Source organism: Thalassovita sp., from assembly GCF_963691685.1.
In the GTDB taxonomy this organism is placed as follows: domain Bacteria; phylum Pseudomonadota; class Alphaproteobacteria; order Rhodobacterales; family Rhodobacteraceae; genus Thalassobius.
In genome coordinates this window covers 1,906,658-1,922,800 of the sequence record NZ_OY829290.1, presented here as the reverse complement: position 1 = coordinate 1,922,800, position 16,143 = coordinate 1,906,658, and the positions used below count along the sequence as shown (strand labels likewise).

The following is a 16,143-nucleotide window of genomic DNA, read 5'->3' as shown; positions in this document are numbered from 1 at the left end:
CGCCGATCACAGTTGCGACAAGAGCGCCCCCTGCCCGATTTCGCGGCACTTTGGGGTTTTTCCTACCGGGGTGGCGGTTTACATCTGTCACAACTGTAGCTGGAGGCCACATGACATTCTGGATCATCATCACCGTACTTGCCCTTGCTGTGTCAGGGCTGATGGGTTTGGCGCTGCTGCGCGGACGGGTGGGCGATGAACCGCCAGCGGCCTTTGATCTGCGGGTCTATCGCGCCCAGCTGAAAGAGGTGGACCGGGATCTGGCCCGCGCTGTGGTCAGCGCAGAAGATGGCGAACGGACCAAGGCCGAAATCTCACGCCGCATTCTGGCAGCGGATGCACAGCTGCGTGAAGGCGGCGAAACCGGTGGGCAGCCGGCGCTGGCGGGCAAGGCGCTGGCGGTGATCTGCACCCTGTTTCTGGTTGGCGGTGCGCTGTGGCTTTACAATGACATGGGCGCGCCCGGATATCCCGATCAGGGGTTGGAGGCGCGGCTGACGCTGGCCGATGAGGCCCGCAAAAACCGCCCCAGCCAGGCCGAGGTTGAGGGGCGTCTGCCGCCCTCGCCCGCGATGGGCGATGTCAGCCCGGAATATCAGGAGCTGATGACCAAACTGCGCGCTGCCGTGGCGGAGCGCCCGGGTGAACTGCAGGGGCAACAGCTGCTGGCGCGCAATGAGGCGGCGCTTGGCAATTTTGTGGCGGCACATCAGGCGCAGGCCAAAGTGGTGGAGCTGAAGGGCGATCAGGTCCGGGCCGGTGATCTGACCGATCTGGCCGATATGATGATCCTGTCGGCCGGTGGTTTTGTCTCGCCTGAGGCGGAGCGTGTGCTGATGCGCGCGCTGGAGCTGGATCCCAGCAACGCCGTGGCGCGCTATTACATGGGGCTGATGTTTGCCCAGGTGGGCCGTCCCGATGCGACCTTCCGCACCTGGTCGCGCCTGCTGAACGAAGGCCCGGATGACGCGCCCTGGATCACCCCGATCCGTGGCCAGATCATGGAGGTCGCGCGGCTGGCCGGTGTGCAATATGAGCTGCCGCCGCTTGGTGGCGCCGACGCAGCACCGGGACCGGATGCCGATCAGGTGCGCGCGGCGCAAGAGATGAGCGAAGAAGACCGTCAGGAGATGATCCGCGGCATGGTTGCAGGGCTGGCGGAGCGACTGGCCACCGATGGCGGCACCCCGGAGGAATGGGCGCGGCTGATCTCGGCTTACGGTGTTCTGGGCGAAATGGCGCGGGCGCAGGCGATCTACCAGGAAGCACTGACCGTCTTTGCCGAGGTGCCAGAGGCCTTGCAGCTGATTGAGGCTGGCGCGGAAAATGCAGGACTGCGCCAATGATTTATGAAACCGAACAGGAAATGGCGGCAGCGCTGCCGCCGATGCAGCCTTTGATGGGGCTGGATCTGGGCACCAAGACCATTGGCGTTGCGGTCTCAGACGTGCTGCGCTCTGTCGCGACGCCGGTGGAAACTGTGAAGCGCAAGAAATTCGGTGTGGATGCGGCGCGCCTGATGGAGATCTGCAAGGACCGGCAGGTCGGCGGTATCCTCCTGGGCCTGCCGCGCAACATGGATGGCAGCGAAGGACCCCGCGCCCAATCCACCCGTGCCTTTGCCCGCAACCTCAGCCAGCTGACCGATCTGCCCATCGGGTTCTGGGATGAGCGACTGTCGACCGTAGCCGCCGAGCGTGCGCTGCTGGAGGCGGACACCTCACGGGCGAAACGTGCGGAAAAGATTGACAACGTGGCCGCCTCCTTCATTCTGCAGGGGTTTCTGGACCGGCTGCGGAACCTCTGAGGGGGTGAACGAACAGCCGGCCGGATGAGGCCCCACCCAACAGGCACCTGCCTAAACGAGAGTAGCCCCTGGATGAACCAAGTCTGGCGACGCGATGAGATTGAGAGCCCCTGTGTGCAGATCTGTGTGATGCACCCGGAGGAAAAGATCTGTTTGGGCTGTTATCGCAGCATTGAGGAAATCAGCGCCTGGTCGGGCATGACACCGGATCTGCGCAGCGCCATTATGGCCGATCTGCCAGAGCGTAAATCACGCCTCAAGAAACGTCGTGGTGGCCGTGCCGGGCGGGCGCGCCAAGCCTGATCCTAGGCAAATCCCCGAATAGAAAAAGCCGCGCCATCCGAAGGGACCGCGCGGCTTTTCTATTGTGTTGTGAGCACCTTAAGCGGCGGTGATCCAGTCAGCCACAGGGGTCAGCACCACATCGGTTGCGGTCAAGGTGCCATGGGCGCCCTGCACCACTGCGGCGACCACACCGTCAATCAGGATCTCAGCATCAGCAGGCGTGGTGCCCGACTGCTGCAGCGTGATCACTGGCGGGGTGGTATCGGCGGCGTTGTAGTTCAGCACGATCACGTCCTGACCACGCACATAATCGGTAATGGTCACGTCCTGATCGATCCAGGTGCCCAGCACATGCATGTCAGCGCCCGCGCCACCCGTCAGCGTGTCACCGCTGCCAGCCAGCAGCGTGTCATTGCCTTCGCCACCATCCAGCAGATCCGGGTCATGCACATCGCTGTCCCGGAAACCGGTATCAGTAGAATCAATGGCCAGATAGCCCTGCAGCGCATCGTTGCCGGCTTCGCCGTAAAGCGTATCCATGTCCGCGCCGCCATCCATCAGGTCATTGCCCGCGCCGCCATAAAGCGTGTCATTGCCCGCTTCGCCCAGCAGCGCGTCATTGCCCGCCTCACCCGCCATCACGTCAGCGCCATTGCCACCGAACATCAGATCGTTGCCTTCAGCACCTGCCATGAAGTCATAGCCGTCGCCTGCCAGCAGGGTGTCATTGCCTTCGTCGCCTTCCAGACGGTCATTGCCCAGACCGCCCTGGATCACATCATCACCGGAGCCACCGCGCAGGTCATCATTGCCCTCGCCGCCGTCCACCTGATCGCGGCCGACACCGGCACGGATCGTATCCATGCCCTGGCCACCATTGATGGTGTCATCGCCACCCCGGCCCAGAATGTCATCCGCGGCGTAGGTGCCCTCCATCAGGTCATTGCCTTCGGTGCCCTCACCAGAGCCGACGAAATCCGGTCCGCTGTCTGTGCTGTCGTCGCTGTCCTCATCAAAGAGGGTCACAATGCCGGCAATCCCGGCAAGTCCAAGTAGTGCATAAAGAGTTAACATAATAGCAGCCCCTAGAATTCACACTTTTAGGCGTAGGACACACCATCCAAAGTTGCAACATGTAAAGAAATCGACGTGGGTATTTGGAAACAAAGGGCGGAACGGCTTGTAATCGTTGCCATTCCGCCGACAATTTTCCGTCATCCCCCGTCATCCCATGCGCGATCACGGGGGCATTTCAGGCCAGCTTAGCGCTCAGACCTACCAGCCAAGCGCCTTGCGCAGCATGTTGAGCGCCACCAAGGTCAGAAACAACGCAAAGACCCGTTTCAGCGGTTTCGGATCCATCGCATGGGCCAGTTTCACCCCCCAGGGGGTGGTGATCAGCGTCATGGCAATAGTCACAGCAAAGGCCACCAGATTGACCGCACCGATGGTCAGTGGCGGGCGCTGTGCCGCCTCAATCGGCAGGAACAGGAACCCGATGACCGAGGGCACCGCGATGATCACGCCAAAGCCCGCAGCCGTCGCCACCGCCCGGTGGATCGGCGTGTTGAAGAGGCTCATCAGGGGCACGCCAAAGCTGCCCCCGCCGATGCCCATCAGCACCGAAAGGAAACCCATGGCAGGTGACAGGATCACCCGGCCCAACCCTTTGGGCATCGCCTGCCCCAACCGCCATTCCGCGCGGCCAAATCCCATGTAAAGGCCGATCACCAGCGCCAGCACGCCAAAGATCCCCTGCAAAGTGGTGGAGCGCAGCGAGGCCGCCACCAACATGCCAAGGATTGCGCCGATCACGATGCCCGGCCCCCAGCCGCGCAGGATCTCCCAGTCAACGGCGCCCTTTTTGTTGTGGCTCATCACCGAGCGCAGTGAGGTCACGATGATCGTCGCCAGTGAGGTCGCCAAACACATCTGCATCAACTGCGGCCCGTCATAGCCAAGCGTCTGAAATGCATAGAAATATGCAGGCACCAACACGATACCGCCACCGACGCCCAACAGGCCCGCCAGCACGCCAGCCAGCGCACCGATGACCATCAACAGCCCCAGCATCATCAACAACAGATCCATTTCTGGCATCGGGGTCCCCTCTTCTGTCCCGTCCGTCTCGCAGCGGTCTCTGATTGGCCCCTCTGACAGGTACCAAAACACCGCTGCGCATCCCGCGCAGACTTAGACCGGGTTTTCGGAAAAACCACAATGGCACAGGGAAAAAATGGTTCAGGGGAAAAATGCTCTGTCAGGGCGCTTTTGCCGGCCCCTACGAACCCGACATTGGCGGTGCTGCCGTCAGGCGGCCACAGGTAGGGCGGCCAGCGCCTCTTCAACCAGTTCCGGCCCCATGCCGGGCTTATGGGCATTTTCCGAGAGGATGCGACGCCACTGGCGGGCACCGGGTTTGCCAGCAAACAGGCCCAGCATGTGGCGCGTGACCTGACCCAGCTTACCGCCGCCACTGACATGTGCCTCAATATAGGGCAGCATCTGGCGCACCACATCCACCGGATCTGTGGCCTGACCGGTGCGATAAATCAGCGGATCCGCCTGACACAGCACATCGGCAGGCTGGTGATAGGCGGCGCGCCCGATCATCACCCCATCAAGGCCGCGCGCCAGATGATCCTGCGCCTCAGCCAAAGTGGTGATGCCGCCGTTGATCGAGATATGCAGTTCCGGAAACTGCGCCTTCATCCGATGCACCAGATCATAATCAAGCGGCGGAATATCGCGGTTTTCCTTTGGGCTCAGTCCCTGCAGCCAGGCCTTGCGGGCATGGATTGTGATGCGTTTACAGCCGGTTGCCGCGACTTTCTCAATGAAATCCGGCAGCACGGCCTCAGGATCCTGATCATCCACGCCAATGCGGCATTTCACTGTAACCTCGACCGAGACCGCATCCTGCATCGCCTTGACGCAATCCGCCACCACATCGGGGGAGCGCATCAAAACAGCACCAAAGGTGCCCGACTGCACCCGATCCGAGGGGCAGCCGCAGTTGAGGTTCACCTCATCATAACCGCGCTCTTCACAGAGTTTAGCCGCCGCCGCCAGCTCCGCCGAATCAGATCCGCCCAGCTGCAGGGCAACCGGGTGCTCTTCATCATTGAAGTCCAGCAAATGCAGCGCCCCCCCCCGCACCAGCGCCGGTGAGGTGACCATTTCAGTATAAAGCAACGCCTCCTTCGACAGCAGCCGATGCAGATAGCGGCAATGGCGATCTGTCCAGTCCATCATGGGTGCAATGGATAGGCGTGCCGCTCGCCGCACGTCGGAAAACCCTGATTTTTCTTGGTTTTTCGAAACCACCATCTTCACCGTTTTCCTCGTTTTGGCTCGGTTTAGCCCCGTTTTTGGGTGCGGTGCTACAGAATGTAGCACCGACGGCGCCGTGTAGCACTTTTTTCACCCCAAGTTCCAGCACTCCGGTTCGAGTACTGCCGGGCTGCCATCCTACCCCATCAGTTCCGCCCCATTCGGCTCGATCGCCCCCGGTTTGGGTTTCAAACCCAATCAAACCCGCTTCCGAAAAAATCAAACGATCAGATGTCCCGGCCATGGAAAACCCGTGACTGAAAGGAACTCCCATGGGAACTATCACAGAACGCCTCAAGGCAAATGGCAAACCGAGCTTCACCGTCCAGATCCGCAAGAAGAAAAACGGAAAGGTCATCCTCAACCTGGTCGAGACATTTGCCTCGGAGCAGGCTGCAAAAAGCTGGTTGAAGCGTCGTGAAGACGCCTTGAAAAGGCCGGGCGGCCTGGAACGCGCCGTAAAGGCAAAGACACGCAAAAGCGTTGCCGATTGCATCAGCGACTACATTGATGCCTCCCCTGAAGGTTTCGGCAAATCCAAGTCCCAGATGCTGAGTTATTTTCAGCGACTGGATTTTGGCGCGTCTGCCATCGAAGATCTATTGGCACGGGATTTCGTAAAAATCGCAATGGAGCTTCTGTCCGGGCTTCAGGCGCGCCCCGTTGATCCGCAAAAAGACACGCCTGCACATTACACCTTCAAACCCCGCAAACCGCAAACGGTCAACGGATATATGGTGACCCTGGGCACGCTGATCCGTTTTGGTGGACCGATCTGTGGCGTCACCATGCCGCGCGCTGAATTCGAAGAGGCCATGCGCACCCTTCAACATCAGAAGATCGTCATGAAATCAGCGCAACGAACCCGCCGGCCCACCCTCGATGAACTCGACTTGCTGATGAACCACTTCGTCAACGGCTACAGGGAAAATCCCCGGATGGTACCGATGCACAAAATCGTGGCGGCAGCGATCTTCGAAACCCATCGCCAAGGGGCCATTCTGTCGCAAACCTGGGAAGATTATGATCTGGAGAATGAAGAGATCACCATCCGCAACATGAAACACCCCAGGCAGACCCAGGGAAATGACATGACGCTCTCCATTCAGGAAGAAGCTCGGGCGATCATCGAATCCATGCCTCGCACTGACGACAGGATCTTCCCTTACAACAGTGATGTCGTCAGTCGCCGGTTCACCGATGCCTGCAAACTGCTGGGGATCGAAGACCTGCATTTTCACGATCTTCGCCACGAGGGAATTTCCCGCCTGTTCGAGATGGGACTGACAATCCCCCAGGTAGCTCAGATCTCAGGCCATCAGTCCTGGCAATGTCTCAAGCGCTACACGCAGATCAAACAGCGGGGGGATAAGTATGAAGGTTGGAAATGGTGGGCTTTGGTTACTTCCTAAATAGGATACTCTTACCGCTTTCACGCCAGCCAAGATTTGCAAGTGGATCAGGTATTCACTCAAATGACATCACTTCCCAGTCACCTGGCGAGGAATTCACCAAAGCGGCATAAGGATAGGTTTTCATGATTGGTTCCAATTCGCCAATGACACATATTAGGACATTTTCGACTGATGCACAAAAATCCAAGCTTGATTGGAAGCGGTTGGGTTGCATGACATGTCGATTTTTGATCCTCTGACTTCTATCAATGAATTCTGGGTGGGTATCATAAACCCGATTATTGAACATTTTATTTTTTACTTTGCGATATATGTCTAATGATCCGAGCAGTAGGATCCCGCCTGCGCCAGCAGACAAATAAGGATTGGGCACCTCAATACCTTTGATCCACTTCCACCGCTGATCATCCTCAACCGATTCACATAGCCTCATCGCAAAGGCATCGGCTTCAAATTCCTCGCGCTTTGCCCCATCAAGGTCTTCCACATTCCGACCATGATCTAAAGCATGATGGGCGTACTCATGAGAAAGGCCAAATATTTCCATCGCAAAAGCCATTTGTTCCACCAGTATGACTTCTTCCTTAGTCGATGGCTTAAATTCCGTGAGGACATGTGTACCTGTCAGGGCGAATGACACAAAAATTCGCCACCAATAAAACAGTAGATCAGGGTTACGCCTTAACTGCCTCCGTAGGAAATCTTCATCATATTTTGAACCTGCACAATTGGGGCATAAGAGAGTGGTACGAATATAGGCTCGTGAGATCAAACCGCAGTATCTGGTGAAAACCGAACCCATCGAAATAATAGACTCATCAGTCATTGGAACATTGATTTTTGAAATGAATGGGCCAGCCTTGGGTTCAACAACAAAGTGCACCCTATCTCTGTTCCGAGCACCGATCTGTTCACGCGCCATTTCAACACATTGAGAAAGCCGGAATAAGCTTGCCTCCGTCATTCTTGCCACACCTGGACTCGTGATTGGTGCCGCCTCATTCCTTTCGGCATCTACTTGGTTTCGAAGTTCGATGTGTTGTTCTGACCAACCAGCATTCAGTAACGCTTGTGTCACACTCTCTTCATCAAAGCCTGGGTGCTGATACTCAGGATCATCAAAGGTTGACCATTCACTGTCTTTTGCTCGATCAAGCATTTGCCGCCATAAATCTCTCGCGGCATCCACACGTTTTTTGCTTTTGCTCCGAGCCATCGACCCTCCGCTCACCAATTTACTTATGTTTTTCTGCTCAAGGAATTTGCACCCGATTTGTGTGTTACTTCGGGTCGCGTCTGACTAAATCTTGCGACGACACATCATACCAAAACTCATGCAACCGTCCTTCCTGGATCAATTTCACAGCTTGGCTCACGTGTGCTGGCAGGACAAAAAACCATTCCTTCGGATGTACCTTCTTGCCAAAGCGATCCACGATGAAAAGCTCTGCAGGGCGAGCTGCTTCAAAGAACCGATGAAGCAGGCTCTCGACTTTTTCTCTGGGCAGATTCTCCAGCTGGTATGTTGCGACGATCTCAACAGGGGCTAACAAAAAGGTTGGGTCATTCTTAGCGTCGGCCACCCGACGTTTTACGTCCTGACTGGTCACGCCGATCTTATGAAGAATGCCGCGGTGCGGCCGAATGTTAGGATCATCGGACATGGATCTTGCGACATAAATCGTTCCAGTCACAGCCAGCCGGTCAGCCTCCCAGTCCGGATCGAGTGGCCCCAACCCGACTTTCTGAACTGAACGGGCGGTTTTGTCGTCGTTAAGTGCTTTTCGGAATGAAGCGACCATGGGGTCGCTTTCCGTTCCGTTGGACAGCACGATGCGTAGCCGATCTTCCTGAGAAAGCCCGCCTGAAGATTTGCGCATCCGCTCAACCACGAGGCACAAAAGCCCATTTCGGATGAATACATCTCCGGCGACAGGTTCGATAACCGCCCATTTCTCGACGATCCTTGTTTTCCGCTCACCTGCTTCCAGAGCCGCCTGAATCTTCGAGAACTTCGCTTCGAATTGGTCGAAATTCTGGCAGGGAAAAAACTCTGCGCGGTGTTCCGGCTGATGCCTCTCCGCTGATGGTGTGACATGACGGAGGTCCGAGAATTCTGCAGGCACTTCGAGATCGTCATCGGCAAAAATATCGTCCAGACTGTCCGGAATAACATCTTCCGCAGGTTCGTCGCGCCAGTTTGCGTGTTCAGGTTCCTGGGCAGTCAAGAGGCCCAGCCTATCCGCCCCCAACATGTCTTGGGTTGGGGCTTGCCTCAACTTGTCCCAAATCGTTCCGAGGCGCATCTCTTCGTGGTCTTCGGCGTCGGGATCCGGCAGACGGCCGTGCTGTTCGAAGAACCGCGTAACGTCGCTGAGGACAGCTGTCCCGCCGTCAGATTTCGACGCAACCTGCTTCTGAGGGGCGACTTGAAGAAGGCCAAACTCGTCCGGCTCGGCGAAGATATCATCAAGGGTGGGTCTCGGCATCAGAGCGCCCCCTCACGCATACGCTTGGCTTTCTGTGTTTTGAGCCAGGCCAAGGCCTCGGCCATCCGCTTCTCCAATGCATCAGGCGAGTTCAGATTTGGTTCGCGCCCTTCAGCTGCGCGAAACGCCTTGATCCGCGGCCAAAGCGTGCGCGCCTCTTCCTCGGTCATAGCGACACGGATGGCGACCATGGCGGACTGGACGTGCTGCAAGAGCTGCGCATCGAGAGACTTGGAGGCGACTTCGAACCGCTCCTGGAAGGCATTCACACTGTCGATGAGATCGACGTCGATTTCGCGCACGTTGATGAATTTCTTCACCATTTGCAGAAGTGTGTTCGGGGCACCCTCCGGTTCTTCCTCACCGTTGCCGTCAACATTAGTTGGTTTGCCTTCAAAAACCGCCGCAGCCTCCGCCATCCCGCGCTCCTCTTCCTCACGGGCAAGAGTCAGGATGTTCATATGGGCTGCAAGATGCTGACGCGCGCTTTCGGTTTCTTCAGCACTGAGCTCCGGATAACGCGTTTCGATGATGTCGGTCAGAACCATCTGAGTAGCGACTTCAGGGGCTGTGTCAGGCGCCAGAACGCGCTTGTCCATGGCCTGGCAGGCGGCAGCCAGCAGATCACGCATATCCTGCTCGCAGATCTCTTTGGCGCGCTCAGTGGGCGGCTCGATCAAGCCCTTGATGCCGATCATGACGTTGCCCTGGCCATCGCTATGCACGGGCTCACGCACGTCCCCGTCTTCGCGGCGGTAGAACTTGAAGTTCGGGGCCAGCACTTGCTCCATTAGCAAGGAGCCGGAGATTGCCTTGAGCATGTCGTTGACCGCATCTGAGACCACATCGGTTTCCATCCCCGGCTCGGCCACCAGATTAGTGAAGACCGCGCGCGGTTTTCCCGGTGCATCGCGTGTGGCGCGGCCGATGATCTGCACGATTTCTGTCAGAGAGGAACGGTAGCCGATGGTCAGCGCATGTTCGCACCAGCCCCAATCAAATCCTTCTTTGGCCATGCCGAGTGCAATGATGATGTCTACCTTGGCACGATCCGCCTCGTCATCGCGCTTGCCACCCGCGCCCTTGATCTCACGCGACAGGGCCGTCTTGACTATGCCGCGCCCTGGACCGTCATCGACGAGGTCGGCAACCTTCAGAACCCGTCCCTCGGGCAGCTCGATCAGATCGAACCCGGTTTCCGGATCCCGACCGACATGTTTGCCGAGGAAGTCCATGATCTTCCCGACCTCATTGTTCTTGTCATCGAATGCTTCGGACGAGCCACGGTGCGGGATATGGATGATGGTCTTTTGCGCAGGATCCAGCACACCTTCGAGCCCGTTGGTATAATTGCCCTTGTAGAACTGATAATTCACCCCCAGCGCCTTGAGGTGCTCATAGCCCTCCAACTGTTCGTAATAGCTGTGAGCCTGCCCCAGTGAACTGGTCCGCCGCTATGTTTAGGAAACGGAGGACCACGCATGGCAAACAAGCGACCGAAGCCGGAAGAGATAGTTTCGAAGTTACGGCAAGTTGAGGTGTTGATGGGGCAAGGCATGTCCCGTCTGGATGCAATCAGACAGATCGGTGTTGTTGAACAAACCTATTACCGCTGGCGTAAGAAGTATGGCGGAATGGGTGTGGATCAATTGAAGGAGCTGAAGCGGCTTCAAAAGGAAAATGAACGGCTCAGAAGAGCTGTGTCTGATCTTACGTTGGACAAATTAATCCTGAAGGAAGCCGCAAAGGGAAATTACTAAGCCCCGCTCGCCGTCGTGCATGTATTGATCACGTTCGAAGCCAGTTCAAAGTATCGCAACGCAGGGCCTGTCGGGTTCTCGGGCAGCATCGCTCCACACAAAGGCATATCCCGAAAGGCCGCGCCGATGAGGATCGTTTGGTTGCTGACATGATCGAATTGGCCAGACAGTTTGGCCGCTACGGCTATCGGCGGATCGCGGCTCTGCTCAGAGAGGCGGGTTGGTCCGTGAGCGATGGTCGTGTCGAACGGCTATGGCGACGAGAGGGGCTGAAGGTTCCAGCAAAACAACCGAAGAAGGGGCGGCTCTGGCTGAATGACGGATCATGTGTTCGGCTGAGGCCCGAGTATCGGAACCATGTCTGGAGCTATGACTTCGTGCATTGCCGGACAGATGATGGAAAAGTCTTCAGGACGCTGAACATCATTGATGAGCACAGCCGGGAATGTTTGGCGATTAAGGTGCAGCGCAAATTGAACTCGACAGATGTGATCAATGTTCTGACAGACCTGTTCATCCTGCGCGGCGCTCCGGCATTCATCCGGTCGGATAATGGCCCTGAGTTCGTTGCACAGGCTGTTCGGGACTGGATCACCGCCGTCGGCGCGAAGACCGCCTACATCGAGCCAGGGTCACCCTGGGAAAACGGATATTGCGAAAGCTTCAACGTAAGCGGTGCGCCGATCACACGGTTTTAGCGTAGTTCCAAGGCAGCAGTTCATTGATGTGGGTTTGCTTGTGCCCGCCAGCAATGGCTGTGAGTACGCCGCACAGATATGCGTGTGGCTCGATACCGTTGAGTTTGCAGGTCTCGATCAGTGACGCGATGGCGGCCCAGTTCTGTGCGCCAGCGTCGTGCCCGGCGAAGAGCGCGTTTTTGCGGTTTAGAGCAATGGGTCGGATGGTGCGTTCGACGGAGTTGTTGTCGAGTTCGATGCGACCATCGTCGAGGAACAGGATTAGCCCATCCCAGTATTTTGCGATGTATTTCAGGGCCTCTCCAGTTGGGGATTTGGACGAGACACGGGCACGACCTTGGGCAAGCCAAAGCTCGAGGGTGTCGATGATAGGTTTTGAGCGCTCCTGCCGTGCAGCATTGCGTTGGTCTGCGGTTAGGCCACGCAGGTCTTTTTCGATGCGATAGAGCGCCTGAATGTGCGCCAAACCCTCCTGCGCGATCGGGGCAATGCTGGACTGGGTAACATCATGCAAGTTGCGGCGTGCATGGGCCCAACAATAGGCCAGCCTCACATCCTGTGCGGGCCGTTTGAGCAAGCGGTTGTAGCCAGCATAGCCATCCACCTGCAGGGTGCCGCTGAAGCCTTTCAAGATATTGTCTGCATGCTGGCCGGATCGCCCTGGCGCATAGGTGAAGGCCACACCGGGCGGATCATCACCGCCCCATGGGCGATCATCACGGGCCAGCGCCCAGAAGTATCCGGTTTTGGTCTTTTTCCGCCCTGGGGCCAGAACCGGTGCCGGTGTCTCGTCCATGAACAGCTTGGTTGAGCGCTTCAGATCGGCCATCAGCGCCTCATAGACCGGGGCCAACTCGAATGCCGATTTGCCCACCCAAGCGGCCAAGGTCGAGCGATCCAGATCGATGCCCTGGCGACTGTAGATTTGCGCCTGTCGATAAAGCGGCAGGTGGTCCGCGTATTTGGAGACCAGAACATGCGCCAAAGTGGCTTCGGTCGGCATGCCGCTTGCAATGATGTGTGGTGGTGCTGGGGCCTGAGTGATCCCGTCCTCGCAGGATCGGCAGGCGTATTTGGGGCGACGGGTGACGATAACGCGGAACTGTGCAGGGATGATGTCCAAACGTTCGCTCACATCCTCACCTATGACATGACGCGCGGTTCCGCAGGCGCAGGAGAGATCAGGTTCAATGACCACCTCTACCCGTTCCAGATGCTTGGGCAGCGATCCACGGTTTGTCTGGCGCGGCTTTGCTGGCCGCACCGGCGCGGTGCGTTCGTCTGCGTCAATCTCGGCTTCGACCTGCGCGATGGCCGTCTCGATATCTTCGAGTTCCAACTCATATTGGGCGGGGTCAATCTTCTCGGATTTGGACCCAAACAGCGCCTTCTTGAAGGACGCGACCAGGGCTTCAAGTCGCGCATTCTGATCCTGTTGCGCACGGATGATCGCCTTCAACTCGGCAATGTCGTTGGGCAGGTCATCAGGGGCACGCATGCCCAGTTCCATACCAAAACAAGGGTGGAATGGCCCGCCCAAACGCCCCCGTGAGTCACTCCGCCGCAGCCGGAGCTGTCACCTCCAGGGGCTGCACGCGTCGCCAATCCAGACCTGCGAACAAAGCCTCAAACTGGGCTGGCTCCAGACGCATCACCCCGTTCTTAATCGCAGGCCATGTGAAACTGTTATCTTCCAGCCGCTTGTACGCCATCACCAATCCGCTGCCGTCCCAATAGATCAGCTTCAATCGATCTGCCCGCTTGGCACGGAAGACATAAACCGACCCATCAAACGGCTTCTGACGCAGGTGGCTCTGTACCAAGGCGGCCAGCCCATCATGACCTTTGCGGAAGTCCACAGGATCGCTGGCCACAAAAATCCGCACTTTATGGGATGGCATGATCACGTAGCCAAAGCCCGTGCGATCTCAACGACCCGCGCCGCTGGTGTCGCGGCGTCCAAACGAATGGTGACATCGCCTTGGATCACATCAAGCGTGCTGGTTGATGCTGTTGGTAGGGGCGAAGCCACGGGCGCAGGCGTCTCCATCTCAACAGGAACGAAGTCCATGCCGTCCAAATTGGGCAGAACCAACTTGCCCTGCCGCGCCATCCGCCGCCAATCAGACACTGTGCTGGGGATCAGCTCATACCGCTTCGCAACCGCCTTGACCGTCTCGCCTTCGAGCAACGTCTCCGCCACAATCCGAGCCTTCAACTCCGGTGGCCAACTCCGCTTGCCATCCGCCCGACGCGGCACACTTGCCAGAAACTCACATATAGCTCCCATCAAGAAACTCCCCACAAAACAAAGAAGCCTCTGAATCGCAGATCAGACGTCAGTTCGAAAGTGTGGGGGTGGCGCACCGCTTACGCTTCAACGGGCGGATGCGGGATGAACTTCTCAACGGCGAGGTATTCTACAGCCTGCGCGAAGCGCAAATCCTGATCGAAGAGTGGAGGAAACACTACAACACAAAAAGGCCCCACAGTGCATTGGGCTACAAACCACCAGCTCCTGAAACCATCATTCCGATGGATCAGAGGCCGATCATGCACTAACAATCAAAATGGACCACTCAGATGAGGCTGCTCAGCGTCGTGAGCGTCAGCTATACGCAGTTCGTTGTTAATAAACAGTGGGGCAAGTGCAGGATTTCTTTCAGTGAGATCTCCGATTTCCGGGTCTGAATCAAAAGAGTCTAAGTCGTCGCCTTCTGTGTTTAGGCGCTCAGCGATGTTCGACAAAGCCTGCAAGAGCTTTAAGCTCCCGAGTCCTTTTACGTCATTTGTCGAATGGCCGGCCTTCCGGACAACCTGACGCAAGAAACTATTGGGGATACGTTGCCATATTTCATAAAGGCTTTTGCATCGCGTGAGGAATGCTTGCTCAGTCATTGAAAGAGGTGCCACTTGCGCAAGACGCGAAAGCTCGGGGTATCCGTACCACCCATTGGCGGTAATTTCCGCGCGGGAAAAACCTACAATTTCAGCGGGTGCCTTCGAAATACCGAGTTTTTCACTCAACGCCGCGAGATGATCGCCAAGGCTTAGTAATTGGTCAGCCAACCTTTCGACTTTTGCAGCTACATGCTCTTCTTCATGATCAAGCTCGCCGACCAGCGCGGGTTCCAAGGCGAAAGAATGCGCGTGGACGATTTCTCGATCAGGCTTAGGCTTGTAGAGTTCTCTTATGCATGCACTAACCATGTTTCGGCCAACTCGAGTTAGATCCGAAAAACTCCATTGCCCTTTGTAGGATGGACTGCAAAGCCATCTTCCCTCGGCATTGACTGGCATGGTGTCGAAATGATCGCTTTGCTCGTAGCGTTCAAGAAATCGGTCATCAAGATAAACCACTTCTTCATACCCGACGAGCGCATTTGCACGATCATGTGTCATAGAACCTTCAACGCCGGGCCAAACGAGGCTATTGGCATCTGGCGCCGAACAAAGCTCAGGAGACACTGCAATGACCGACGCCCAAACTTGGATCAATAGTCCACCGTTGTGTTCGCGCAAGCCGAGTTCATACCAACCACCTTCGGGCTGTACATTAAAATGGGCTGCGCCTTCCATCACGGATCGAAGTTCAGGTGTGTCCGGCAACAGCGCTTCGTAGGAGAATACGCGAACTCCAAAGCTGCCACGCATCCATAGATACCGGCGCAGGTATTCGTTACTCATGACCCATTGAACATTTCTCTTCGAGGAATAGAAATATTCCGTCGAAATCTCGCCCTCTGCGACGCCGAATTCCGGCAACCCAAAATCATCGTAGGAAATTCGTTGATGTTCCCCGCCGATACAACGGGGGGAAAGCCCAAGAGACATCCAGACTTTTTCAGCAAGATTGTAGCTAAAGAACGATCCATCGCCCCAAGCTGCGACCACGTAATCAAATCCGGAAACTGATGGAACATACTCCGCACACTCACCCTTGTCTTGGACGTAGGGCGTAGAAGAGGAAACAAGGCCATCGCTTGTTTCTTGCAAGACTCGTAGCCCTTCAAGTTTGTCCTCTGGCACACATGCCATCAACATATGCAGATGCTCACGGGTTGGCCCGTATGGGTCATGCTCGTGTCTTTTTGCTACGATAACTTTGTGCTGAGCTTCTTCACCCACGGGCTCAAGCATGCTGCGTAACAGCTCGGGCAATTGATCCTCGGGGATTGGAAAATCACTAAGATAGTCTTTAGGCAAAGAACTGTTTCCTTGAAATATGCATTGCTATACCGACAGTGATAGAATGGTCATTAAATATAACGGTGCTACATCCAGTGCTACAGATTCTCATGGCACCAACCAAACCCAACAAAACAAGGGGTTTCAGAAAGCGTCGTTCCCATCCAT

The 16,143-nt window shown here is 56.7% G+C and carries 14 protein-coding genes and 2 pseudogenes; 6 read left to right on the top strand and 10 right to left on the bottom strand.

From position 1 onward, the window contains the following. Positions 1 to 110 precede the first annotated feature (110 nt). From ccmI to ACORLH_RS09310, 3 genes are all read left to right on the top strand, one after another. Positions 111 to 1,346: a c-type cytochrome biogenesis protein CcmI gene (gene ccmI / locus ACORLH_RS09320; RefSeq protein WP_321832421.1), complete on the top strand. Its 1,236-nt coding sequence runs from the start codon at positions 111 to 113 to the stop codon at positions 1,344 to 1,346. Beyond that, entirely contained in the window at positions 1,343 to 1,807 is a 465-nt protein-coding gene (gene ruvX, locus ACORLH_RS09315; RefSeq protein WP_321832420.1) for a Holliday junction resolvase RuvX, read from the top strand. Before ccmI ends, ruvX begins: the two co-directional genes overlap by 4 nt. Before the next feature lie 72 nt (positions 1,808 to 1,879). Beyond that, positions 1,880 to 2,110, top strand: coding sequence for a DUF1289 domain-containing protein (locus ACORLH_RS09310; protein ID WP_321832419.1), 231 nt, complete (start codon positions 1,880 to 1,882; stop codon positions 2,108 to 2,110). 78 nt (positions 2,111 to 2,188) lie between these two features. On the opposite strand, the gene ACORLH_RS09305 is transcribed toward ACORLH_RS09310, so the two are convergent. The 3 genes from ACORLH_RS09305 to dusA all read right to left on the bottom strand — a co-directional run bounded on the left by ACORLH_RS09305 (position 2,189) and on the right by dusA (position 5,422). Next, positions 2,189 to 3,166: a calcium-binding protein gene (locus ACORLH_RS09305; protein ID WP_321832418.1), complete on the bottom strand. Its 978-nt coding sequence runs from the start codon at positions 3,164 to 3,166 to the stop codon at positions 2,189 to 2,191. Positions 3,167 to 3,367: 201 nt separating this feature from the next. Beyond that, the gene (locus tag ACORLH_RS09300; RefSeq protein ID WP_321832417.1) at positions 3,368 to 4,192 is read right to left on the bottom strand and encodes a sulfite exporter TauE/SafE family protein; all 825 of its coding nucleotides are present in this window, start codon (positions 4,190 to 4,192) and stop codon (positions 3,368 to 3,370) included. Between the two features lie 210 nt (positions 4,193 to 4,402). Then, positions 4,403 to 5,422: a tRNA dihydrouridine(20/20a) synthase DusA gene (gene dusA, locus ACORLH_RS09295; protein ID WP_321832416.1), complete on the bottom strand. Its 1,020-nt coding sequence runs from the start codon at positions 5,420 to 5,422 to the stop codon at positions 4,403 to 4,405. A 275-nt stretch (positions 5,423 to 5,697) separates the two neighbouring features. On the opposite strand from dusA, the gene ACORLH_RS09290 reads away from it, so the two are divergent. Further along, positions 5,698 to 6,837, top strand: a complete 1,140-nt coding sequence (locus ACORLH_RS09290; RefSeq protein WP_321832415.1) for a site-specific integrase — start codon at positions 5,698 to 5,700, stop codon at positions 6,835 to 6,837. 55 nt (positions 6,838 to 6,892) lie between these two features. On the opposite strand, the gene ACORLH_RS09285 is transcribed toward ACORLH_RS09290, so the two are convergent. The 3 genes from ACORLH_RS09285 to ACORLH_RS09275 form a co-directional block, all read right to left on the bottom strand. Further along, positions 6,893 to 8,056: a hypothetical protein gene (locus tag ACORLH_RS09285; RefSeq protein WP_321832414.1), complete on the bottom strand. Its 1,164-nt coding sequence runs from the start codon at positions 8,054 to 8,056 to the stop codon at positions 6,893 to 6,895. Between the two features lie 64 nt (positions 8,057 to 8,120). Beyond that, positions 8,121 to 9,329, bottom strand: a complete 1,209-nt coding sequence (locus ACORLH_RS09280) for a GIY-YIG nuclease family protein (RefSeq protein ID WP_321832413.1) — start codon at positions 9,327 to 9,329, stop codon at positions 8,121 to 8,123. Continuing rightward, positions 9,329 to 10,705, bottom strand: coding sequence for a hypothetical protein (locus ACORLH_RS09275; protein ID WP_321832412.1), 1,377 nt, complete (start codon positions 10,703 to 10,705; stop codon positions 9,329 to 9,331). The genes ACORLH_RS09280 and ACORLH_RS09275 overlap by 1 nt, the downstream gene beginning before the upstream one ends. A 105-nt stretch (positions 10,706 to 10,810) precedes the next feature. Here ACORLH_RS09275 and ACORLH_RS09270 point away from each other — a divergent pair. Beyond that, a pseudogene (locus tag ACORLH_RS09270) lies at positions 10,811 to 11,757 on the top strand (IS3 family transposase); the annotation flags it as partial. A gap of 16 nt (positions 11,758 to 11,773) precedes the next feature. On the opposite strand, the gene tnpC reads toward ACORLH_RS09270, so the two are convergent. Genes tnpC through ACORLH_RS09255 form a run of 3 tightly spaced genes read right to left on the bottom strand, consistent with a single transcriptional unit; the run spans position 11,774 to position 14,077 of the window. Next, positions 11,774 to 13,285, bottom strand: coding sequence for an IS66 family transposase (gene tnpC / locus ACORLH_RS09265; RefSeq protein ID WP_321828720.1), 1,512 nt, complete (start codon positions 13,283 to 13,285; stop codon positions 11,774 to 11,776). 55 nt (positions 13,286 to 13,340) lie between these two features. After that, positions 13,341 to 13,688 carry an IS66 family insertion sequence element accessory protein TnpB gene (gene tnpB, locus ACORLH_RS09260; protein WP_321828719.1) on the bottom strand — a complete coding sequence of 116 codons (348 nt, stop codon included), beginning with the start codon at positions 13,686 to 13,688 and terminating at the stop codon, positions 13,341 to 13,343. A gap of 2 nt (positions 13,689 to 13,690) precedes the next feature. Beyond that, positions 13,691 to 14,077 (bottom strand): transposase, encoded by a 387-nt coding sequence (locus ACORLH_RS09255; RefSeq protein ID WP_321828718.1) that lies wholly within the window; start codon positions 14,075 to 14,077, stop codon positions 13,691 to 13,693. Positions 14,078 to 14,163: 86 nt separating this feature from the next. On the opposite strand from ACORLH_RS09255, the pseudogene ACORLH_RS09250 reads away from it, so the two are divergent. Continuing rightward, positions 14,164 to 14,349: pseudogene (locus tag ACORLH_RS09250) on the top strand (integrase core domain-containing protein); the annotation flags it as partial. 3 nt (positions 14,350 to 14,352) lie between these two features. Here ACORLH_RS09250 and ACORLH_RS09245 read toward each other — a convergent pair. After that, positions 14,353 to 15,993, bottom strand: coding sequence for a hypothetical protein (locus ACORLH_RS09245; protein ID WP_321832411.1), 1,641 nt, complete (start codon positions 15,991 to 15,993; stop codon positions 14,353 to 14,355). Between the last annotated feature and the right edge of the window lie 150 nt (positions 15,994 to 16,143).